At 42.6% G+C, this 22,936-nt stretch carries 17 protein-coding genes, 1 pseudogene and 1 riboswitch; of the genes and pseudogenes, 5 read left to right on the forward strand and 13 right to left on the reverse strand.

Annotated elements, in window-relative coordinates:
- Positions 1–204: 204 nt before the first annotated feature.
- The 7 genes and pseudogenes from L3V30_RS23035 to metA all read right to left on the reverse strand — a co-directional run.
- A pseudogene (locus L3V30_RS23035) lies at positions 205–882 on the reverse strand (sulfate ABC transporter permease); the annotation flags it as partial.
- Between the two features lies 1 nt (position 883).
- The gene (locus L3V30_RS23040; protein WP_237309989.1) at positions 884–1,360 is read right to left on the reverse strand and encodes a hypothetical protein; all 477 of its coding nucleotides are present in this window, start codon (positions 1,358–1,360) and stop codon (positions 884–886) included.
- A gap of 9 nt (positions 1,361–1,369) precedes the next feature.
- A complete protein-coding gene (locus tag L3V30_RS23045) occupies positions 1,370–4,549 on the reverse strand; it encodes a response regulator (RefSeq protein ID WP_237309991.1) in 3,180 nt (1,059 codons plus the stop codon).
- A 145-nt stretch (positions 4,550–4,694) separates the two neighbouring features.
- Positions 4,695–6,854 (reverse strand): GGDEF domain-containing phosphodiesterase, encoded by a 2,160-nt coding sequence (locus L3V30_RS23050; protein ID WP_237309993.1) that lies wholly within the window; start codon positions 6,852–6,854, stop codon positions 4,695–4,697.
- Entirely contained in the window at positions 6,854–7,783 is a 930-nt protein-coding gene (locus tag L3V30_RS23055; protein ID WP_237309995.1) for a phosphate/phosphite/phosphonate ABC transporter substrate-binding protein, read from the reverse strand. The genes L3V30_RS23050 and L3V30_RS23055 overlap by 1 nt, the downstream gene beginning before the upstream one ends.
- A 269-nt stretch (positions 7,784–8,052) precedes the next feature.
- Entirely contained in the window at positions 8,053–8,778 is a 726-nt protein-coding gene (gene pilW, locus L3V30_RS23060) for a type IV pilus biogenesis/stability protein PilW (protein WP_053807335.1), read from the reverse strand.
- A gap of 178 nt (positions 8,779–8,956) precedes the next feature.
- Positions 8,957–9,898 (reverse strand): homoserine O-succinyltransferase, encoded by a 942-nt coding sequence (gene metA / locus L3V30_RS23065; protein ID WP_006741610.1) that lies wholly within the window; start codon positions 9,896–9,898, stop codon positions 8,957–8,959.
- Positions 9,899–10,238: 340 nt separating this feature from the next.
- Here metA and L3V30_RS23070 point away from each other — a divergent pair, with 340 nt between their 5' ends.
- On the forward strand, positions 10,239–10,625 hold the full coding sequence (locus tag L3V30_RS23070) for a hypothetical protein (protein WP_047008701.1): 387 nt from the start codon (positions 10,239–10,241) through the stop codon (positions 10,623–10,625).
- Positions 10,626–10,780: 155 nt separating this feature from the next.
- A complete protein-coding gene (locus tag L3V30_RS23075) occupies positions 10,781–11,137 on the forward strand; it encodes an SMR family transporter (protein WP_005393429.1) in 357 nt (118 codons plus the stop codon).
- Between the two features lie 74 nt (positions 11,138–11,211).
- On the opposite strand, the gene L3V30_RS23080 is transcribed toward L3V30_RS23075, so the two are convergent.
- Positions 11,212–12,639 (reverse strand): APC family permease, encoded by a 1,428-nt coding sequence (locus tag L3V30_RS23080; protein WP_237309997.1) that lies wholly within the window; start codon positions 12,637–12,639, stop codon positions 11,212–11,214.
- A gap of 696 nt (positions 12,640–13,335) precedes the next feature.
- On the opposite strand from L3V30_RS23080, the gene L3V30_RS23085 reads away from it, so the two are divergent.
- Entirely contained in the window at positions 13,336–14,286 is a 951-nt protein-coding gene (locus L3V30_RS23085; RefSeq protein ID WP_237309999.1) for an LpxL/LpxP family Kdo(2)-lipid IV(A) lauroyl/palmitoleoyl acyltransferase, read from the forward strand.
- A gap of 70 nt (positions 14,287–14,356) precedes the next feature.
- On the opposite strand, the gene L3V30_RS23090 is transcribed toward L3V30_RS23085, so the two are convergent.
- Positions 14,357–15,829, reverse strand: coding sequence for a carboxypeptidase M32 (locus tag L3V30_RS23090; RefSeq protein ID WP_048626323.1), 1,473 nt, complete (start codon positions 15,827–15,829; stop codon positions 14,357–14,359).
- Positions 15,830–16,051: 222 nt separating this feature from the next.
- Between L3V30_RS23090 and L3V30_RS23095 the strand changes: the two genes are divergently transcribed.
- A complete protein-coding gene (locus L3V30_RS23095; RefSeq protein ID WP_005393419.1) occupies positions 16,052–16,687 on the forward strand; it encodes a LysE family translocator in 636 nt (211 codons plus the stop codon).
- The gene (locus tag L3V30_RS23100) at positions 16,687–17,253 is read left to right on the forward strand and encodes a hypothetical protein (RefSeq protein WP_046874890.1); all 567 of its coding nucleotides are present in this window, start codon (positions 16,687–16,689) and stop codon (positions 17,251–17,253) included. Before L3V30_RS23095 ends, L3V30_RS23100 begins: the two co-directional genes overlap by 1 nt.
- Positions 17,254–17,368: 115 nt before the next feature.
- Here L3V30_RS23100 and L3V30_RS23105 read toward each other — a convergent pair whose 3' ends face one another.
- The 4 genes from L3V30_RS23105 to L3V30_RS23120 form a co-directional block, all read right to left on the reverse strand.
- Positions 17,369–18,745 carry a sodium:alanine symporter family protein gene (locus L3V30_RS23105; RefSeq protein WP_047008706.1) on the reverse strand — a complete coding sequence of 459 codons (1,377 nt, stop codon included), beginning with the start codon at positions 18,743–18,745 and terminating at the stop codon, positions 17,369–17,371.
- Positions 18,746–18,867: 122 nt separating this feature from the next.
- A riboswitch (glycine riboswitch) is annotated at positions 18,868–18,967 on the reverse strand.
- A gap of 349 nt (positions 18,968–19,316) precedes the next feature.
- Positions 19,317–21,161: a tape measure protein gene (locus L3V30_RS23110; RefSeq protein WP_237310001.1), complete on the reverse strand. Its 1,845-nt coding sequence runs from the start codon at positions 21,159–21,161 to the stop codon at positions 19,317–19,319.
- A gap of 22 nt (positions 21,162–21,183) precedes the next feature.
- Positions 21,184–21,786, reverse strand: coding sequence for a phage baseplate protein (locus L3V30_RS23115; protein WP_069547980.1), 603 nt, complete (start codon positions 21,784–21,786; stop codon positions 21,184–21,186).
- 238 nt (positions 21,787–22,024) lie between these two features.
- A complete protein-coding gene (locus L3V30_RS23120) occupies positions 22,025–22,864 on the reverse strand; it encodes a hypothetical protein (RefSeq protein ID WP_237310003.1) in 840 nt (279 codons plus the stop codon).
- Between the last annotated feature and the right edge of the window lie 72 nt (positions 22,865–22,936).

The raw sequence follows: 22,936 nt of genomic DNA on the forward strand, positions 1-22,936 counted from the left end.
TAGGGGCTTTCTTTCTGCTCATAACAAACAGGATGAAGCACTGGAATGATCACTCAATAGCCAAAAGTGGATCAAGTGCTGAGTGTCACACTTTTTCTGTCAATATGGGCTCGGTGAACACTTACGGTCAATCGTATTGCCTTTTTCTTTTAGAACCAAACGGTCAATTAACATGGCTCCTCCTTCAGGTGTGGATTGCTTGGTATTGGAGAGAACCGTAGTTTGGTCATAATCGCCATGTAGATAAGAAAAGTTCAAACGGTAGGCATTTCCGCTGAGTGTTAAGTTTATTCCGGCTGTGTTGTCTGATTCGATCTTCAGTTCAGTATCTTCGTTGAGGGTGACATCACTGCTGTCTTTAAACCCTATAAACGGCATTGCAGTAAGCATGATTTGCTCATTGAGGTCGTGATTCCAGCGAATGGATAAACCATTGTAAGCGGTGATGCCTAATATGCTGTCATACACTTCATTTGGTGGTCGAGCTTGGGTAAAAGCGTGACCGACATAATTATACTCAGACATCAAAAACAGCGGCAGCCTCAATCGTCCCCCACGTATCTCTACATTTTTATAGGTATAAGCTAAATATGCCCACTCTAATTGGGGCGAGCTCCAATGATCTTGCGGACGCTTGACTACTTGTGCGGATGCTCGAAATGCCTTGTAAAAGTAATCAAGCTGCAGGCCGAAGGTTGTGTCACAATCGTAGCAGGCTTCATCATGAATAAAGCGGTTGACGAGAGCCGTTGTGGAGTTATCCGACTTAGACCAAGATGTCGAACCAAAACCACTCAAAGACAGGTGATCTGATAACTCAATGGTGGCTAAGCTCGGAAAGGCGACAACACTCAGTGATAACATGGTCAAATATTTTTTCATATTAATCCTCCGAGCTCACCACATACAAAATACGAGCATTTCCAGGCACGCTCGAAGCAGGGGCATAACCAATCCGATTGGGCTTTTCTTGCATCCACGTGATCAGCGCATCAATGCTAGAGTTTGCAATCACTTTGGGTGGTCTCGCTTTGCCTGAAAAAGACAAGCTCGCCCAGTGCGCGTTCATTTGCGTCAAGTTTTTATTGAGAAGGTAGCGATAGAACTCCGCTCTCTCCGCTGATGTCGCTGGCCAGTCAGATAGCTCAATTCTCTGCCCTTGTAAGAGTTGCGTTTTTCCTCTGTACAACTTTCGCGCTTTATTGATGGTTAGGGGCGAGAACTCACTATTAAACGAGAAAACGGCGTAGCTCTCTGCAGCAAGTACTTGACTATCTATGGGTAGAAGGAAAACAACAATGAATAGGTAGCGTTTTATGCAGCGCAAAAGAAAACAGAGGAGAGATATGTCGCCGCTCATCATCGCTACCTATATCGCATTTTCAATCTGGTACAACAGCTTTTCTCTACGAACAGGCTTGGGTACATAAGCGTCCATGCCTGAATCGAAACAGCGTTGAATGTCATCATCCACAACACTTGCCGTTAGCGCGATGATGGGAGTCTTAGGAAGACCTTTACTTGCTTCATAGGCGCGTATTTGTCGTGAGGCTTCGAACCCATCCATGATCGGCATCATGCAGTCCATCAAAATGATGTCAAACCCACCATCTTTTTGGAACATTTCGACCGCAACCTGTCCGTTTTCGGCCACTTCAAATTGATAACCAGCTTTGGATAAAAGCAGCGAAGCGACTTTTTGATTTACTCTGTTATCTTCGACGAGCAAAATCCGTTCTGAGCGAATAGGTGTCACGGTCGCTTCTGATTGTTCAGCATGCGAGGTTTTTTCAGGAGTGTGAGTGGTGTTTGTTGCCAGTCGCTTTTCATCAGAAGCAATATTGGAAATGCGTAGTCCAATGGCTTTATCTAATTTCTCTTTTAACAAACCCGCTTTAAAAGGTTTGGGCACATAATCATCCATTCCAACATCAAAACACTTTTGAATGTCATCATCGACTACACTTGCTGTTAGCGCGATAATTGGGATTCTGAACGTCCGTTTTTCTTTTGCTTCAATTTGACGGATCATTTTGGTTGCTTCAAACCCATCCATCACAGGCATCATGCAATCCATTAAGATTAAGCAGTATTGATTCTGTTGAAACATATCTACGGCTTCTTCTCCGTTTACGGCGATATCAAAGTCGAAGCCCGCTTTTGTGACGTGTAATCCAGCGATTTTTTGATTGACGGTGTTGTCGTCGACCACCAAAATTTTTGGGAAAGTCTTAGTATTGGGTGTTGTCGTGTTCTCTTTGTTTGCTTGAGGGAAGTTTGCAGCACAAGTTTCAAGTGCTTTTACTAAACGCTGTCCTAAGAGGGGTTGAGTGACCAATGCACTAATGCTGTTACCAAAATCACGTTGAGCACTATGAAGGTGTTTAATAAGACACACTCGAACATTTTGCATGCAAAGTCTTTTCATTTCACCTAGATGTTTGGCTTTGGTATCTGGAGAAGTTTCTACGTTGATAACAACGATGCGCTCGTTATCAATCCACGTTGGCAGAGCATCCAGTGTATTTACTGATTGCTGAACATTGATGTGGAAAAAGCTCAACTCGTCACGCAGCTTTTGCTCCAAAGTAGGGTTGTTGCAAACTATCCATATATCGTTGTGATTAAGGGAGTGATAGCCATTGAACTCTTGAGTCACAATTGGAGCCGTAAGTTCGAAGAAAAATCGGCTACCTTTTCCTTTCTCGGATTCAAGCTGAATCTCACCGCCCATCAACTCTACCAGCTGCGTGCTAATTGCAAGCCCGAGCCCTGTCCCTCCAAACTGTCGGGTGGTGGAGTTATCTTCTTGGGCGAAAGGAGCAAATATCTTTTTTTGTTGCTGCTCATCAATACCGATCCCTGAGTCTTTGACTGAAAACTCGATGCTCGCTTCACCATTTTTGATTTCTCTAGTGATGACAGAGAGTTCAACGCAGCCTTGTTCGGTGAACTTTACGGCATTGGACATGAAGTTCATGATAATTTGGCGTATACGGTGATCATCCAACATAACGTGATAGGGCGTATTGCGGCTGATGCTGACTTGAACGTCGATGCCTTTTTCTTTCGCTTTCGGGGAAATAATAGAAGCAATATCGTAGATGGATTCACGAACACAGGTTGAATGAGGGCTGATAAGCAACATACCAGATTCAATTTTAGAGAAGTCCAGAACGTCATTTATTAGGCTCAACAGTAATTGCGAGGAGGTTTCTATCGTGTCGACATAATCACGCTGTGTCGCCGTTAGCGGCGTGTCTGACAAAACTTCTGAAATGCCAATAACGCCGTTTAACGGGGTTCGAATCTCATGAGACATATTCGCCAGAAAGCTACTTTTGGCTTTGCTTGCCTCGATGGCATCATCTTTCGCCTTTTCAGCATCTTCTTTGGCTTGAGTTAACTTTTGTCTTGACTGCTCACGTTCGTAACTCAGTTTTTTTACCTCTTTAGCAAACTTACTGAGCTCATCTTTCCCTTTGGTCAACTCTGTCAGTGGTGAGTTTTCATTGTTGTCCTCTTCGTAAGTGTCTCGACTTAGGAATTCGAGGACTAAATTCAAGTTGCCAGTGACTTTGCGCACTAACCTCAGTGTCAAACTCACAACCAGCAATGTCACGAGGCTCATTAGCGCAATGAAGCCAATGCGGTGCTGTGTTGTTTCACTGATCGTCTTGGATATATCCTTAATAAGTTGCTGTTCCATCTGGTCATCAACGTTACGTAATAAACTTAAGCGTTTATAAAGCGCAGATAACCCGTCATCTATTTGAGTGGGTGTCAATACTCTAAGGTTTGATGGCTGCAACAAATTGGCTCGAAATGCTTGGCTTTTAGCAAAGACATTATCGGTAAAGGTTTCGATGAGGAGGTTGACTTGCTGCTTATTCGCATTAAGTGTGACAAAGCGTTCGAACAGCAGTTGTTGGTTCTGGATTAATGATTGGATACTAGCTTGGATAGCTGGATCGTAAATCTGCCCCTGCTCTGTAGATTCCACCAAGTATTTGCTGAGTCTATGCTCTTCTGTTGACCAAAACATTAACCACTCAAGCTGCATCAATGAGGAGAGGTGAGTGTTGGTTTCATAACTTACATGGCTGAAATAGACTCTATCCAAACTCAAAAGAATCTCTTTGAATGTGTCGGCACGCCACTCAGCAGCATCTAACTTATCTTCTGTATTATTGGACGAGAGCATTGACAGTGTTGCTTCTTCGAAATTCGTGAGCTGATTTAATATATCGGCATTGTCACCAAAAACAGGTGAAGCTGTCTCTTGTAAAGTGTGAACGAGTTGGCGGGTTTCTTGAGCGTTATTCGCGACCTTTGGATCGCTCGTCAAATAATACAATGAGGAAACACGATCTATATATTGGGAGAAGAGTTGTGCTTTTTGAAGTTCTTGAGCTTGGATAGAGAGGTTTTGTACATGTTTGCCCGCCAGAAGCAATAACAATAATATTGGTAGTAGGACCAATCCAAAAAGTTTCTGCTTTACAGACAGGTTGTTCCAAGCAAATATCCCGACCACACGCGTTTCCATATCCAAAGAGTTGATATGAAAAGTGTAGTTTACCTATCTCAAATGTTAGATTTTAAGAGGAAATTCATACTTGCGAGATGGCGAAGTGTGACCAATATTGCAGAACGAATCCCCTTTAATTAAATGAACGCGATAAATTATTCAGTTAAGCATAGTTGCTGGCGGTTGAGTCATCTATTGCTTGGCGTTGTTGCTCAAACTCTATGATTTCTTCTGCCGGCACCGGTCTACCCAAGAAAAAGCCTTGAACAACGTCGCAGTGAAGCGATTCCATCCTTGTTAGTTGGGTCTGGGTTTCTATGCCTTCAGCTACCACTCTCATTCTTAGGTTATGAGCCATGGATATAATCGCACGGACTAATGAATCATCTTGTTCATTGTTTTGGATTTGAGCGATAAATGAACGGTCAATTTTAAGCCCATCAAACGACATTTGTTGTAGGTAGGCGAGGGCTGAGTACCCAGTTCCAAAATCATCTAGCCACACTTCTACGCCGTTAGCTTGTAATTTTCTGAGCACGTACTGCGCTTTCTCAATATCATCAATAAACAGAGACTCTGTCACTTCAACATGAATGGTTTGAGGGGGGACTTGATATTGTTGTAAATATTTCGAAAAGAGCTGACTTAAATCTTGGCGGTAGATCTGCCTAGGAGACAAATTTAATGCGATATGAAAATCAGCAGTGAAATGACCCGCCCATTGTGCTCGCTGGCTAATTGCTGTCTCGATGAGGTATTCACCAAGCTCTAAAATTAAGTCACTTTGTTCTGCAATCGGGATAAATAATTCTGGGCTGATATAACCCTTCTCTGGGTGATTCCACCTAACCAATGCTTCGACACCAATCAACTGGTAGGTGTTGAGGTCGAACTGGGGTTGATACCAAAGCTCGAACTGAGATAAATCACGTATTGAGCGGCGCAGTTCCTTTTCTATGTATAAGCGCTGCTTCACGGTCTCATCAAACGCGGAATCGTATATCGTCATGATATCTTTGCCGCGTCGTTTAGATTCTTGCGCCGCCAGTGAGGAGAGTTGTAAAAGAGACTCTGCGTTTGAGCCAAATTCCGGATACACCGCGACTCCAAGGCTTGCCGTAATTTGAATATCGTTCTCTTCCAAGTTAAAAGGAGAAAGCAATTGGCGATGAATATCGTCCGCTTTTTCTCTAGCGTGGAGGCTGTCTTTGCATGGAAAGACCAGCACAAATTCGTCAGCGCCGACTCGGCTTACGATGGTTGAAAGACGGTAAAGAGGCTGGAAGTAACTCGGCAAACGACCTTGAAGTTCTGAGGCGAGATGACCTAGCAATTTATCTCCGATGCTATGCCCGTAGTTATCGTTAATATGTTTAAAGTCATCCAGATCAATAAAAACAACCGCGAGTGAGGGAGATCTGCGGTTCGTTATTTGCTTTTGGATATCAATGAGCAACTTTTCTCGGTTAGGCAGGGAGGTAAGAATGTCGTGATACGCCATGAACTCCACCCGGCTTGTGTATCGGTTCACTTTGTTCGACATTTTGTTATACGCCGAAATAAGATCACCTACTTCATCTTTACTTTTTATATCAGTGATTGGCAGTGCTTGAGTATTTGACTCTGTAAATTGTTCTTTAAGTTGTTTGAGTGGTTTTATTAATGAGCGACCCAAAGCATACGCGATGGCACTTCCGAGCAGAACGGATATCGCACTGATCGTGAGCAGCAAGTTAAACATCTTTTGCTTATCGTTTGAGGTAAGCGCTTGTACTTGCGCAATGTTTTGTTCTTTCTCTTCTAATAGATGTGCTAGGTTGAGTTCAAGATACACTGCGCCCAGTGTGATATTCGATTGCTGAATCGGTGCCGCAATTTCTAATTGATGTTTAGAAAAAGAAATGAGAATTCTAGACTCTTCTATTGCTTTTAAAATAAAGCGAGAACGGTAATGAGGCTGGGCAAACATACTCAGCTGAGTCGTACCGTCGTGAAAGATTAGCCCTTCATTATCAACAACGTGTATCTTCGAGACATCTGGTTGGCTTAATGTTGCTTTAATTTGCTCGTACGCTTGGCTGATATTATCCGTATAGAGTGGGTCAAAAAGTTGTTTTGATAATAACTCTGCGTAAACCAATCCTTTTTGCTTGACGTAAGACTCTGTTTTTTCTTGTGAGTTCTCGGTGATTTGGCGGGTTAAGTTATTTGAGTACGTATCGTAACCATGCATATATAGTGCGAGGTTTATCACTACGACAAACAGGACAACAAAAATGGTCGAGCAAATGTATTTAGTTTCGAGTGAGAGTTTGTGGAACATCAATCCACCTTCGGTAACAAGTGAATAGATGTTCGAACGGTATTTAAGGACGCGGACATTTCTGGCGTTAGAGCGGTGATCTTTTTCGTGTTTTGGAACTGTTTAAGTGCTAGAGCACCTTGCTGAGATGTCTCCATACCGAGCAATATTGACGTGATTTTATGTTGCTGAACTTGGCTTAAGGTCGGAGAGGCGAGAATTAAGTCTCTAGGTATTTCTACCGAGCGAGCGAAAATCGTTAGTTTGTCTTTCATGCTTTCTGGAAGATCTTTCGGGTTGCTCCAATTGAAATTGCTGAACGCTCCTGCTGCGACTCTCTGCTTATACACCCATACTGAAAGGTTGATTTCATTCGATTGAGCCAAGTGCTCGTCAAGGAATAAATATCCAATACTGTCTTTGGCTGGTTTGTCATCGGAGGAGGGGAGGTATTCTAATTTCTCCCCTTGATTAAGCAGTGTAATAGCGGGTAAGTAATAGCTGCTGGTGGATGTACGCTTTTCAAAAACAAGTGTTTTTCCGCGCAGGTCAGAAATCGACGCGATACCACTCTCTTTGTGGGTAAAGAATACCGTATGATATTTTTGTAAACCTTTTTTCCAGCGTATGGCAATGGCTTGGCTACCAGACTCTGCCTCGAGGGTCATTGCATTGAAGGGGGTGGCTGTTGCAATTTGAACGGTGCCATTTTCAAGTGCCACCGCGAGCTGGCGATAATTTTTAAATACTTTTACAGCACCCTTGGTGTATCCGTATTCAGCCAAACCATTGGTCACGTACTGCGTGAAAGGCGTCGACTTTTTGATTTTGCTTTGAGCTTTATTGGAAACAATGCCAAACGTGAATGTTTTTTCAATATTTTCTTGTGCACTGACGACAAAAGGCGAACTCAGCAAAGTGAGTGATAACAGAGTGCAGGCAGGTTTCATCCGGCTTCAACTTCCTTCTGGTGCATGTCAGTAATATTTAGCATTTATCAATGCGCCCCAAATCAATAGTAGAAACAGTATGATGTACAAATTTCGTTTTACTAGCGCACTTTTATAACGTGATTTGGTCACTTATTCCGTTCAAATAGTACCGAATTTGAAGTTTATGTACAGGATGAATGTTTCACCGTGGGTTTTAATTCACTGGATTCTTAGTCAAGTTCAGTAGTGTCTGTGAGCGAGTACACCTTCTTTATCATGATGTCGTGTTAAGAAAACCTCTCCAATTGCTTTTGATATTTTTTCTCGAGTGCTTCATTACCTGCTGCACGTTCAAGTTGAATCATGAGCTGTAAAGAGGGTTTCTTAACGCCATACATTTGATTAAATCTCATTAATCGAATTCTGGCTTCAGTGTAATTGCCGCTATCAATTTCTAGCTTGGCTAGCTGCAAAATAGATTTTGGCCTATGAGGGTCATGATCAATAGCTCGGGCGAAGTAGTATTTCGCTTTGTCTTTATCTTGTGACTTCAACGCGCAAAATGCGGCGTTTTCATAACTGGCCGGAATGAGATAGTAATAAGGTTGCTCAATGGCTCGATTAAACATTTGATCGGCTTTCTCGAAGTCACCCCGCTTGCAAAGAAAGGTGCCGTAGTTATTGAGCACGTTACCGTTTTTGGTGTGTTGGCGTAGAGAGCGTTTATACATTTGCTCGGCTTTAGCATCTTCACCAACCGTTTCATAGTAGTGAGCCATCGATAACTGAGCACGATAGTATTGAGGTGCGTGGGTTAAGGCTTGTTGCAAGTTATCATGCGCGCGAATCATATTGCCGCCTTCTAAATAACCTAGGCCAAGTGCGATACGTGATTCTGCCATTGCTACAGGATCGGCTTTAACGACAGGGCTACCATCTTCTTTCACCGTCACGCAGCCCACAAGTGCAAACTGAGAGATTAATAGTAGTGCACCGAGCTTTGTTGTTTTCATTCTTTGTCCCTACATCCCTGAATCTCCCAGCATGATATGAATTACGTAGCAAAAGCCTATTGAGGAAAAAACACTATGCGATCAGGTTTGCAAACTGGTATGAAAAAGCCGCCATATGGCGGCTTGGTTCACATATTACATTTAGGCATCATAAGCGCTTTGTTTGCGTGCTTTGAGGTTAATCGTCTTTAGTAAAAGCGTCTTCACTGAAGTGATCAAGATCATAAGGTGTTTGCTGGTAAACGCAGTAGTTCAGCCAGTTTAAAAAGAGGAGATGTCCATGACTTCTCCAACTGGCAATTGGTGGATTATCAGGATTGTTGTTTGGATAGTAGTTGACGGGAATGGCTGGTTCCATGCCTTCGCTTAAATCGCGGATATATTCGTTATGTAAGGTATGCGAATCGTATTCAGGATGCCCAGTAACAAACACATTTCTCTTGTCTTTTGTTGTAGCTAAATAAACACCTGCAACATCCGATGTGGCTAGGATGTCTAAGTCGGTATGTTCTTCTAAAAAGTGAGGTGAAAAGTCGGCATAGCGTGAATGAGGCGCTAAAAATGTGTCATCAAACCCACGTAACATAGGATGGAATTGATGATGAATTTGGTGATGGTACACGCCTGAAAGTTTTTCTTTACGCGTTTTTTTAGGTAGATCGTAGAGCAACTTCAGCCCTGCTTGTGCTGCCCAGCAGACATAAAGAGTCGATGTCACATGATCTTTTGCCCATTCCATGATGGTTTTTAGGTGGTCCCAATAAATGACATCTTCAAATTGAACCAAACCTAGTGGGGCACCAGTAATGATCATGCCATCGAAATTTTTATCTCTCACCATTTCAAATTGACGATAAAAAGTATCCAAATGTTCGGTTGGCGTATTTTTGCTTGGGCGGTTATCAATGCGCAATAACTCGACATTGACTTGTAATGGGCTGTTTGAGAGTAGACGCAAAAACTGAGTTTCAGTTTCTATTTTTTTGGGCATCAGATTCAGGATCAGCACTCGTAAAGGACGTATTTCCTGACTCGCAGCACGCGTTTCACTCATTACGAAGATGTTCTCTGTCCTTAGCACATCGGTAGCTGGTAATTGATCTGGAATTCTAATTGGCACGACTTTCTCTCCCTAAGTATAGTCAATCTAGACGTCTATACTTCTAAAGCTAACTTAATTAAGTTTAGATGTCGATACGAAATATGACTTTTCAATCTACTCTTTACATTATGGTAAACCGAGCTCGAAGCTGTCACACAATTGTGACTAGAGCGGAGTTTCTGATGAGATATGTTTGAAACGCTGGTCGTACTATTTGCTGGTAATTATGTGATCACGTTAATATGCGAAAGTGACTTCGTTGTAAGGAAGTCTCAGATTAATGAGCCATACTAAAAACAATCAGCTCACCAATATGCATTAAAGTGTGTATTTGGAAACATCGTCAGTGGAGGACATTATGTTCGGTATTTTTAAAAGAAAGACAAAAATTCAGAGCATCGCTCAAGAGGTTCCTAGCGTACTATTGCGCTTGTTTGGCGATAAAGACACTTATACGCCAAAAGAAATTGATCAAGCCCTTCAAGAGCTTGGTTATGATAAGAGCAAGGATCTAAGTCATTATCAGTATGCCTATGGAATGTTTGCCAATGAAGCTTCTTACGAGCAGCTAGGGCTGACGGATGAGTTAGGTAATTATGGTCACTTTCAACGAGAAGTGGGCAAGATGCTACTCAATACACCAGAGCCAATTGATATGCACATCTACTTTGAAATTGCTCGGCAGCACCAAAAAGCAGGCCTGTCGCTTACTCATCAAGAAGTGAGTGAAAGCGATGGCGTGTGAATGTCTCTATATTCAAGTGATCACGCTGTGAATCCTGCATTTTGAAGTTGCTTGCGTAAGAGGTATTCCATCGAGAGATGAGTTGGGTATAATGCGCGACCTAATTATCCGGACGTGTTGTCGGTTGTTACATTTCTGTTGAGCGTTAATGCCTTATGTTCAAAATGCTTGTCTCTATGCCGCCAATGTTGGCGCTGTCGATCGCGATTGTATGTGAAGTGATTGCCACTTCCTATATTCCCAAAACAGAGCAATTTACGAAAATGATGCCGAGTACAGTCGTTCTGATTGGTTACGGCATTGCTTTCTTCTTGCTTTCCGTCACGGTAAAAACGATGCCTGTTGGGGTTGTTTACGCCATATGGAGTGGGGCGGGTATTGTTTTAGTTGCGACGGTTGGCTACTTTGTTTATGGACAGCGGCTAGATTTGCCGGCGCTTGTTGGCATTGGGTTTATCCTCACTGGTGTGATGATTGTTAACCTGTTATCCAAGACTGTAGGACACGGATAACTAACACAACTTGTGATGCCAAATAAAAAGCCGTAGCGAGAAATTGCTGCGGCTTTTTAATGTCAATCCAATAGTTAACTTACTAGTACCTCAAGCATTTTGCTTTGTTGACGATGTTTTCGATTGCGATACATCACGGCGGCGAACGCTGGGAGGCTAAATGTGATAAATCCTAATATCAGTGCATATGCACCAGTTTTTGCGCTAATTCCTGCTGGCACGTCAAAAGATACAACAATCGTCACCAAGCAACTCATCAAGCCTAACCCAGCCACTAAACACATTCCTATTTTTCCGCCCGAAACTCGAAATGGGCGCTCAATATCTGCGTGTTTGTAGCGTGAGACCAAAAAGCTAACAAAAATACAGATGTACATCACCATATAGAGCTGAGTCATCAGGATATTCAATAACCACATGCCTTGATTGACGTTAGGAACAAAAATGAAAACCAAAGAGAGCACGCTAACAATCGTGCCTTGCAAGAGCAACAATGAGACGGGGGCTTGGTTGCGGTTTTCTTTGGCGAGCGACATCGGCATGAAACTATCTTTTGCGGCAACATGCAGACTTTTAGTTGGGGCGATTATCCAGTTATTCAGGCTTGCAAGCGTGCCAAAAACAATAGCAAGGGCAATGACAGGCAGCAGGAATGAGAGGTGCAGATCATCAAAAAAAGCTTTGAAGGCAAGTATCACTCCTTCACTCAAACTAGAATGGTCACTTGAGACGACCGAAGAAATGGACAGTGAGCACGCCGTCAGAGAAACCAAGATTAAGGTTGTGGAGATCAGCAGAGCTTTGGGATAGGCTTTTTGCGGATTTTCTACTTCGCTTGCATAAGAGGTCGTGATTTCAAGGCCTGTAAGTGACAGAACTACCGCAGTAAAACCAGCTCCGATCCCATCTTGAGAAAGGTCCGGCAACCAGTCAGATACGTGGCGAAGCGAGATATGAGACTCACCAGGATGGGTATACGCCCAGTACCCGCCTAATCCGATAATCAATAGAATCGGAAATATCAAACCTAGGGTGCCGAATACATTTGTAATCAGGGAAGAGAGGCGCAAGCCAAAGATATTAACTAAAGTTAACGCCCAAAAAATCACATTAATCATCACCAACATAAACATGTTGTTTTGCGCCAGGTCTGGGAAAAAAGGGTAGGCCCCCGTTGCAACAATGAATGAAATTAACGGTGGATAGTAAACAATATTTTCAGCGTATTGATACCACACGGTGGCAAAGCCAAAGTTTGGCCCTAGTGTTTCTTTGCCCCAAAGATATACACCACCTTGCTTTGGATAAGTGGTACTTAGCTCAGCACACACTAGCGCTGTAGGGACAAAAAAACAGAGTCCAGCAAGTAAGAAGAAAGAGATGGCATGGCTACCAAACAAAGCCGCCCCAGGAATGTTCCTTATGCTGTCGACCGAAGTTACGGTGATCATGATGATAGAGAAAGCACTCAATTTAACGGCGGATTTAACGATATTGCTCATTCGATACCTTTAATGGATGAGCGCACAACTTCTAGGTTGTAAAAGTAGCGTGCTACAAGTAAGACTCGCGTATTGTAGATTCCTCATAAATAGTGGGTATATAGCGAAAAACGGTATGTATTTATCCGAAAATGAGCTGAAAACAACGCGCTTTATTTCCATGGGATATAAACGAGTGATATGGCGGATAAATAAACACTTATAGCGATAAATTAGAACCTTTGGGTAAAGGTTTGACTTTCCCCTAAGGTTAAGGAGTACATTAACGCCATGTCGAAATGAAACGATGGAGAAACACAATGGGATGCTGTAACCAAGCGCCAAAAGGTGGCACCGGAAAGTTGTCTTACTTGTTCAGGGTAATGGTTATCATGTTTATTGTTATTTTCATGATAGCTGCATTGTGGGGTTAAAAAAACACCATTATCTAGCGTATTGAAAACACAAAGTTATGTTTGTCCAAACTTTATGAAAGTGCGGTAGATTAATCACTCCAATCGATGTTAACGTGGTGATTCATCTTTGCTGCTTTTTCATCCCCCTACATATTTCTGCAAAGTTCTTATTGTGTAGTGTGTCGAAGAACCATAGAATCCGCGCGCTTTAATTTATGTTATTAGCGCTATCAATGATAAAAGTGCAGTCCATTATCATTGTTTTTATCACTTATAGATGGGCACATCTGACAATACTCACATGAATAAATACCAAAAGCCTGAATTCAAGGCTGAATTTCTTTTGCCTCGTTACTGGGGAACCTTAATTATCATCAGCGTGATGTACTTACTCAGTCTTCTTCCTTTCAAAGTTCAGTTAGCATTAGGACGTGGCATTGGCCGTTTAGCCATGCGAATCATGAAAAAACGTCAAGTTACGATTAGACGCAATCTTGAGCTTTGCTTTCCTCAGATGGAAGAATGCCAACGCGAAGCAATTTTAAAAGACAATATCGACAATACAGGTATTGCGCTATTTGAGACGGCGATGGCATGGTTTTGGTCTGATCAACGGGTAAACAAACACGTTACGATAAAAGGAATGGAGCACCTCGAGGCTTTAGAAAAATCAGGCAAAGGGGCATTAATGTTGGCCGTACACTCGATGAACTTAGAGTTAGGTGCTCGTGCTTTTGGCATTAAAAAGTCTGGAACTGGTGTTTATCGTCCAAACAACAATCCTTGTTTTGATTACTTTCAATACAAGGGGCGTTCTCGCTCTAATCGTACGCTTATTGACCGCAAGAACGTTAAAGCCATGCTTGAAGCGCTTAGAACGGGTGAGCGGGTCTGGTATGCACCGGATCATGATTATGGAAACCGACGCTCAACGTTTGCGCCATTATTTGCCGTTAAAAATGCTTGCACGACGACAGGTACAAGTCTGCTGGTTGATTCGACAGATTGTGCCATCGTGCCTTTTACGATGGTAAGAGGAAAAGACGGACACTATACCTTGACGATTAGTGCGCCAGTCGACGGTTTCCCGAAAGAAGATCCTCAAGGTGCGGCAGTTTTCGTGAATAAGATAGTTGAAACGTCAATCATGGCAAGTCCGAGCCAATATATGTGGCTTCACCGTCGGTTTAAAACCAGACCTGAAGGCGAGGATTGTTTGTACAAGCCCAGACTTATCCCTAGCTTGGCATAGCATAGAAAGAGCTTAAAAAAGCCCAAGGAACATACGAACCTTGGGCTTTTACGTTCTATTCTTTTTCTATTTACAAGTAGCGGCCTTTTAGGTGCGCTTGGAAGTGCTTAGCATTTAGTGTTTCACCCGTTGCTTCTCTTACGAGATCATCTGTTGTTAATACGCTGCCTTTACTCCAGATGTTCTTCGACAGCCAATCGAATATCGGCGTCAGATCGCCAGAGCGAATAACCGCGTCCACATCTACCGTTTGCTTCATTGCGGCCATGAATTGGGCTGCGTACATCGCACCGAGAGTGTAGGATGGGAAATATCCAAAACTTCCATCCGTCCAGTGAATGTCCTGCATACAACCGTTTTTGAAATTCCCTTCCGTTGAGAGCCCCAAATACGCTTTCATTTTTTCGTTCCAGAGCTCTGGTACGTCTGTATGCTTGATGGCACCGTTAATAAGATCACGTTCAATCTCATATCGAAGAATAACGTGGGCAGGGTATGTTAATTCGTCCGCATCTACGCGAATAAAGCCTTTCTCTACGCGAGTGTAGATTTTGGCTAGATTGTCTTTTTCAAATTCATCCCCAGAAAAATGCTTGGAAGCCATGTGAGCAAGGTGGTCGATAAATGCGTTGTTTCGTCCTATTTGCATTTCAAAGAAGAGCGACTGTGACTCATGAATTCCCATAGAGCGGGCTTGACCAGCTGGGGTTCCTGCTAAATCTTTTGGTAGCCCTTGCTCGTATCTGGCATGGCCAGTTTCGTGGACGATCCCCATCAATGATTGGACAAACTCGCTTTCATCATAACGTGTTGTAATACGCACATCTGTTGGCACACCGCCACAAAATGGGTGGACACTTTCATCAAGCCGACCGTGTTCAAAATCGAATTGAAGTAGCTTCATGACTTCCAGTCCCAGCGCTTTTTGTTTTTCCGCAGGGTAGTGCGCAGTTGGCAATAAGATGTTGTCTGATTGCTGTTTTTCAAGCGCTTCGTCTATCAAGGAAGGTAGCCACGTTTTTACGTCAGCAAAAAGCGTGTCTAACGATGCAGACGTTGTGCCTGGTTCATAAATATCAAGCATGGCATCGTAAGGCGTTGTGCCGTTTGCTTCGGCTCTAATTTGCGCTTCTTCTTGCGATAGTTTGACGACTTCTGCCCAGTTCTTTTCAAAGCCAGACCAGTCATTTTCTCCGCGTTGCGTACGCCATGCATGTTCACATTTGGAGCCAGCAAGAGATTGAGCTTGAACTAATGATTCTGGTAGCAAGTTAGCTTGTTGCCATTCACGTTTCATTTCTCGTAGGATGGACTTTTCACTTGCAGATAGCGTCTCTTCTTCTGCCTGAGCGAAAAGCTCGCCCAAGTGTGGCTGAGTCATCAATGAGTGGATGTGTACATCAAGTTCTGCCATAGCATTGGAGCGCGCTTCAGCGCCACCAGATGGCATGACCGCTGCTTGGTCCCAACCTATGATGGCAGAGAGGTGCTCAAAATTTGCCACTTTTTTGGAATGTTCAATGAGTTTTGTAAATGCTTTCATGTGACTACTCTTATTCTTTGTTCTTTCCCTAAACACCCGATAACGGGTCCTTTACGTCGAGTTGCACGAAACAACCTGCGTTAATTTACTAATAATTAACAATTAATCGTCACTCATTGTCCATAAATTCACTCAGTTGTATAGCTCTCTTAAAAAAGAAGCTTGCGAATCTCGTGGATTGACGGTATTGATGACGGATTAACAATTAATTATCACGATAATATGGATATCTTGAATTTTGAGGCATTTATTATTGCCATCACTATTTTAACGCTAACGCCGGGTTTAGATACGGCCCTTGTTATCCGTAATACCAGTCGCGCGGGTTTAAAAGACGGATGTACAACCAGTTTAGGGATTTGCTTTGGCTTATTTGTGCATGCTTTCTTTTCAGCGGTTGGTATTTCGGCCATTCTGGCGCAATCTGCAGAGTTGTTCCAAATCGTAAAAATGATTGGTGCAGCTTATCTTATTTGGCTTGGTCTGAGCAGTTTAAAAGCCCTGATGTCGTCGAAGAATGGTTTGTCAGTGACTGAGCAGGTTCATGAAGTGTTTAATGGCAAACGCTCTTTTAGAGAGGGCTTTCTTTCTAACGTCTTGAACCCAAAAACGGCAGTTTTCTACTTGGCGTTCTTGCCACAGTTTGTGAATCCAGAAGGTTCTCCTTTGCTTCAATCAATGATGATGGCATCCGTGCACTTTATTATTGCGATGGTTTGGCAGTGTGGTTTGGCTGGCGCACTTAACTCAGCTAAGAGCCTGTTAAAGAATGCAAGCTTTATGAAGTGGATGGAAGGGGCGACGGGCGCTGTCTTAGTCGCACTTGGCGTAAAGTTATTGATTGAAAAGCCCGTGTAATGCGCAATATTTACCACATTTTGATATTACTCGTTGTGTTTATTACTGGCGTGGTTGGTGCCATTGTTTGGCAGACATGGCCACAGGTACAGTTTGCGCAACGTGGCATGACCTGGTCTTGGCACTGGGGCTATTTCGAGCCATTTTCCAATGGAATACAACAGACGCGAACTCAAGATACGAAACAGCTATTACTTCGACGTGTGTATATGAATGACGGTATTGTCGTTTTTGTCTCGACAACAATGGACAATAAATTTGAAGTTGATGTTGTAAAAGAGCAAAGCTGCGAACCTAAAACGACAACTTGGGCTTCAGTATCCGTCAACCATCAACGCATGAGACATGTGCCGATGGTTTGTGATGCACTGGGGCAGAGCTACTTTTATCGCTACATCGGGAAGCATCTTGAATCGATTGAAGTTGGGGTTGGAGATTCGTTCGTAACAGAGGCGTTTTCAGACTGGCCTCTATCAGAGCTGAAGTCGGATCAATTCAAGCAAAAAAATGCGAAGTTTTTTCAAGAACGTGGAGAAAAGGTTGAGCATCAATGGTTGAGAGATTAACCGCCTAGCTTTAGATAAAATAAAGCCCGCTGAATACCAGCGGGCTTTATGTTTTTTACCATTTCCAATTTACTTTCAGCGATTGACGGTTCATTACTGAACACTTGTCATGTCACTAAGCTTTTACTGCTTCAATTTCATCAGATTGCGATGCTGAGCTAAAGAACAGCTTGGTTTCTGCCAGTACGACGTGACGCAGTGCGATCAAACCGATTAGGTTAGGAATCGCCATCAGACCATTTACGATATCGGCGAGTAGCCAAATCATGTCTAGATGGAGGAACGCGCCTGATGCCACCAAAGCAACGAAAATCAGCTTATAAGGAAGCACCGCTTTTGTACCAAAGAGGAACACAACGCAACGCTCACCGTAGTAGTTCCATCCAAGAATGGTTGTGAATGCAAAAAACATCAAACCAATTGAAACCAGCATTGGGCCAAATGTATCCGCATTTAAACCTACCGCAAAGGCATGAGTCGTCATTGCTGCACCAGAAAAGTCGCTTTGCCATGCGCCAGTAAGGATCAAGGCTAGGCCCGTCATGGTACAAATAATGATGGTATCAAAGAAGGTACCTGTCATTGAAATCAGGCCTTGTTTCACACAAGAGTCTGTTTTCGCTGCCGCTGCTGCCATAGGCGCGCTACCCAAACCAGATTCGTTTGAGAATACGCCACGAGCGATACCTGATTGGATTGCCAGCATGATACTTGCACCTAAGAAACCGCCGGTCGCTGCTGTTGATGTAAATGCTGAGACCAACACTAATTCAACGGCGTTGACCAATTGGTCTGCATTCATGATGATCACGCTTAAACACGCCAACACGTAAAATACAGCCATGGTAGGAACCACTTTTCCTGCAACGTTAGCAATGGATTTGATGCCACCCAAAGTTACGAAAGCAACCAAAAGAGTCAGTACAAAGGCAGAGAGCTCACGGTCAACACCGAGAGATATCTCACTTGCATCCAGAATCGCGTTTACTTGTGGAAACGTACCAATACCAAAACAAGCAACACCCAAAGCAAACACTGCAAACATGATCGCGAGGGCTTTTGAGCCAACACCGTATTGCAGATAGTACATCGGGCCACCAATCATTTGGCCTTTATCATCGACTCTTCGGTACTTAACCGCTAACAAACATTCGGCGTATTTAGTCGCCATTCCGAAAAGGGCGGCGAGCCACATCCAGAATAGGGCACCTGGTCCACCAAGTTTGATCGCGGTGGCAACACCAACAATGTTACCAGTACCAATCGTTGCTGAGAGCGCAGTACAAAGTGCTGCAAAGCTAGAAACGTCACCTTGTTTATCAGATGACTTATCTTTACTGAACACCATCGCTAGCGCTGTTGGGAGATGTTTAAACTGGATCAAGCCGAGGCTAAAAGTGAAGTAAACACCGGTACCCACTAGCAAAATAAGCAGTGGTGGACCCCAGACAAAATTATCGATGGTTTGTAGTAAAGATTGTAGGTCGTTCATGATTTCCCCTTAATAAAACAACTAATAAGGAGAAGAGGGAAAGGACGAGATCAACGATCTCTAAAAGAACTAAGCTATTGGTTGTAGGCGGGAAGGCCAAGCAAAATAGTTAGGTTGTAACTTTCCACTCCTCTGTCCTTTTGCCTGAGAGTTTCACCTTGCGTGAGTGCAAGACTTGCTCCTTCGGCGACCGATTTAACGGTTCTCTCCAGAGGTTCCTCCAACTACAGTCCCCGCTACCTAGGTAGCACCTGAAATAGTTAATTCTTCGGCGAGTTATGCTAATCAAATGTTAAAATTTGATTAATAACCACTCTCCTGCAGTCTTCATCGGAACAATTACCTTTGATTTATATAAGTTTCTCAGTTGTTACTAAGTTGTTACATAACTCTCAGATAATCAGATAGTTAGCCTATTGCTAACAGCGCATAATTTACCAACTATGAGATATAGGTCAAGTATTTTTCATAGTGTTTTAAGTCGATGTACTCCAATTTGTACCCCAACTTGTGTATTCGATAGCATAAAAAACCCCACCAATAAGGTGGGGTAATGTCATTACTATAAGCCTTAATTTGAAGCTGATAGGTTTTGATAAAAGCCTATCATTCTTTGCTCTTCAGCGTTGTCTATCTCTGTTCTCACTACAGGGATGATGCTACCTGAACTGTCAATATCACTCCGTACATGAATATTAACGTCTACTTTCTGCTGATTAGAAGTTATTTCCTTACCAGTTCTACGTAGATGCTCAAGTACAGGAGTGTCCCACCATTTAGCAGTCTTAGAATCGCCGAACAATGATGTAAAGCTCATACTGCCACCGGGACGAGCCTCGAAAACTGCAAGTAATGCGGTTAGGTAAACATTCAAACGTGAGAAGAGTGATAATGAACCACGTAGACCAGCGTTAATACCACCAACACCTTTAGCCATTGTTGAAGCAGCTTTACTACCACCAGTGAAGAATCCAACCACTTTTGAACCAATGTTCCATAGCATCTTAAATCCTTTAATGAGCTTAGTTAATCCAAATGATAAACCTAATACTTTAGCTCCAAAGGTTGCAAACTTGGTGATTCCTTCGTCAGTAGCTCCTGTTAGGTCTTTGAAGCCGTTGTAAGCGTCGATTAATAGGGCACCTAACATAACGAAGGGAAATGAGATCGCTTTTAACGCACTACCGATTCCGCTACCAAGTACCTTAGCGAGTCCTTTACCTTCACCTGCTAACAGGTTGAAACTCTTGGTAATTGCCATAAGAGCTGGTTTTAGACCCTTGAAAAACTCATTTCCCAGTTCTAGAACATTGTTTTTAGCAATAGATAATTGTGGGCCTAATCCAGTTTTGAGTGACCAAGCTAGTTGATCGTTACGGTTTGCAGCGATTGAAAGTTGTCTTCCGAATTCTGGGAGGATTTCGCTTGCAAGTAGCTTCCCATCTTTCATTAACTTACGGAAAGCACGTTCTTTATCGACTTCACTAAGGTTCTTATCAATCTTACCAAGTGCTACTGCTGCATTGATCATTTGTTGGACTGCTCCCACGGAATTTTCCGCAAGTTGCCCGTAGATCTCTTCAGCGTACAGCGTACCCTTACTTGCAACTTGCTGTATACTAACTATCGAGCGTTGTTGTGCTTCCTGAGTAACACCAAGTGCAGTGTTATATTCTGCCAGACCTTTGAATAGACCTCTCAAGTCCTTCTCTGACATCTTGTTACCTGCTGCTGCTTGAAAGTTCACGTAAGCACGTGTCAGAGTATTAATATCCTGACCTAGTTCTAAAGCTGTTTGACGCACAAATGCAAAGTTATCTGCTGCTTTCTCTGCCGAGCCACTGGTAACTAACATTGAACGCTCTAGTGATTCGAATGTGAGTCCTGTTTGAACCACTGCACTACCACTAGCTGCTGCAGCATAAACACCAGCAAGGTTAGCGGCTAGGTTCTTTGAAATGCCTTGTTGTTTCTGTAATTCACGAGTTCGAGTGCGTTCACGGCGGTTGCGATCTGTAATCTGAGATTTAAGCTTTTTCTCAAGGTGTAGTAGTTCTTCTACTGTCTTCGCTTGTTTGAGCTTGGTGAGGAGTACTTTCTTTTCAGATACATCTAGATCACGGATAGCTGCATTACTGAGTACAAACCTTTTTAAAACAGTACGCTGGGTTTGCTCAAATTTCTTTTGTTCAGCATTGAGCTTTCTGTACTGCCTAGCGTGTGCATCATGTTCATGCTGTCGTCTACGCCTGTTTGATGTAGTACCGCTTGTTCCGTCAGGGTTTAAAATCGTTTGTGGGTTTGCTCTTTCTAGTTGTTTAGCTAATTGTCTACTTTGCCTTAAGACGCTGTTCCACGACTGCCTATCTAAACGCCAGCCCACGGTATTTACAAATTTATGGAGTGTTCTAGCCATATTAAAACCTTTCTAATTGTTGTTATGGTTTGGAAGGTGGGTTTTGTAGATCTACGATCCCATTGCCGTTATAGAACTCCCACACTTGTTGTCTCATCGATTTCTGTGTGTCGTTCTGTGACTTTGAATCTGAATCACTCTGATTAGTTTTAGACTGAGCATCCAATTTCTTACTGTCATCCATTGCTTGAATCAGTGTTCCTCGGGAGTAGCTGACGTTTCTGATATGCTCAAGGGTGAGCGAATATTTATAACTATCAGTGCTCGAAACTTGCTGGGGAGAGTAGCTTGTAATCACATAATTTGAGAAATTGTACAGCTCATTCACGATAGTGAGTTTTGTTGAGTTGTTATACCATCCGAGTAGAACGTCATTAGTCCTAGAAGGGCGCTGGTTTAAATCTTCGTATCCGACTAAACCATCGTATTGTTTAAGTGGGTGACGTCCCACATAGAAGGTTAAACTCAGGATAGGGTTCTGTTTAATAACATGATTTGAGATAGTGCTCTTATCTGAAATTGGATATTTACTCACGTTAGCATTCCAAGTTGGGGTGAGTTCTGAGAATGCATCGGCGTATAGTCTGCCGTTAGTGGAGTCCATTAGATACGTTGGGACAATCATTTTTATTTATCCTTATTATTATTTTCTCAGTTCCTTATCGATTAAGTCTCTGATTTTCTGCAATAACTTGCGATACTCATCTTCTTTCGTTTCTGGTTGTTTAGATCCGAACCAAGTGTGAATTACAGCGATAATCAAGAGGGGGATAAGGAACATGAGGACAGGGGGGAAGTCTTGTAATAGTTGTTCCATATGGTGCTTTTTAACCACCCCTTAGTTAAAAGGGGCTGTTATATTTTTATTTGTTATATTGGATAATCTTATAGTCTAGATTTTCAGCTTCACTTTCTTTCACCCAAAGTTTATGCTGTTTATCATCAGCGAGATATTTACGAAGAGGGGTGAAATTTAAATGGGTAAGAACTTCTTCGATATCTTTGTTTGAGGCGTTTCCACACATATCTTTTAACTCATCAAAGAACCAATAATCTCTTGACTCAATGCTATCAAAGTATTGTGAGAAATTAACATACATATCATTTAGGCTATTAGCTTCACTAGCGGCTAATTCAGCAATAGCTTTATCATAAGCTGCTTTCTGTTCAGAATGCTTGTTTTGAGCCCAATTCGTTGCTTTTACAACATCCATTTTTTCTTTACGTTCAATCTCGTTAAGCTCATTAATAAGAGATACAACTTGCTCTTTGATAGTTTTAATATCTACCTCAATCAAGCAATCAGGCTTCTTCATGATAAGCTTATTAACACTCAATTGATGGAATAAATTGTGCTCTTGACTAGAGACTGTTTTAAAACCTCGATCAATTAACTCAGCATGCTTTACTAGAAGCTGTTGTAATCCTTCTCGGATAAATTCATGGTGATATGCACACAGTTTATTCTCTTTTACAAGGTTGCTACCACTTAAAAGGTATGTAATTTCATCCTTACGTGAACTAAATGCTTTAGGTGCGGACGTGGAGATATAAGGAAGGTTATAAGAGGCTAGGTTGAAATTAACCACCTTATCAACACGTTCCTGATCAAGTTCTGGTTTAGTCACTTGAGTGCGATAATATTCTTTGATTAGTGATTCAACAGTTTGGACATTAGATAGGGTGTCGGTTGCAATGCTCATTTATTGTTATCCTTATTTTGTTTTTTAATTAGGGATTGGAGAGTACGGAGTTTCTGTAAAACTAGTTTGGTT

Origin of the sequence: Vibrio sp. A1-1, from assembly GCF_021728175.1 — a bacterium.
Taxonomy (GTDB): domain Bacteria; phylum Pseudomonadota; class Gammaproteobacteria; order Enterobacterales; family Vibrionaceae; genus Vibrio; species Vibrio diabolicus.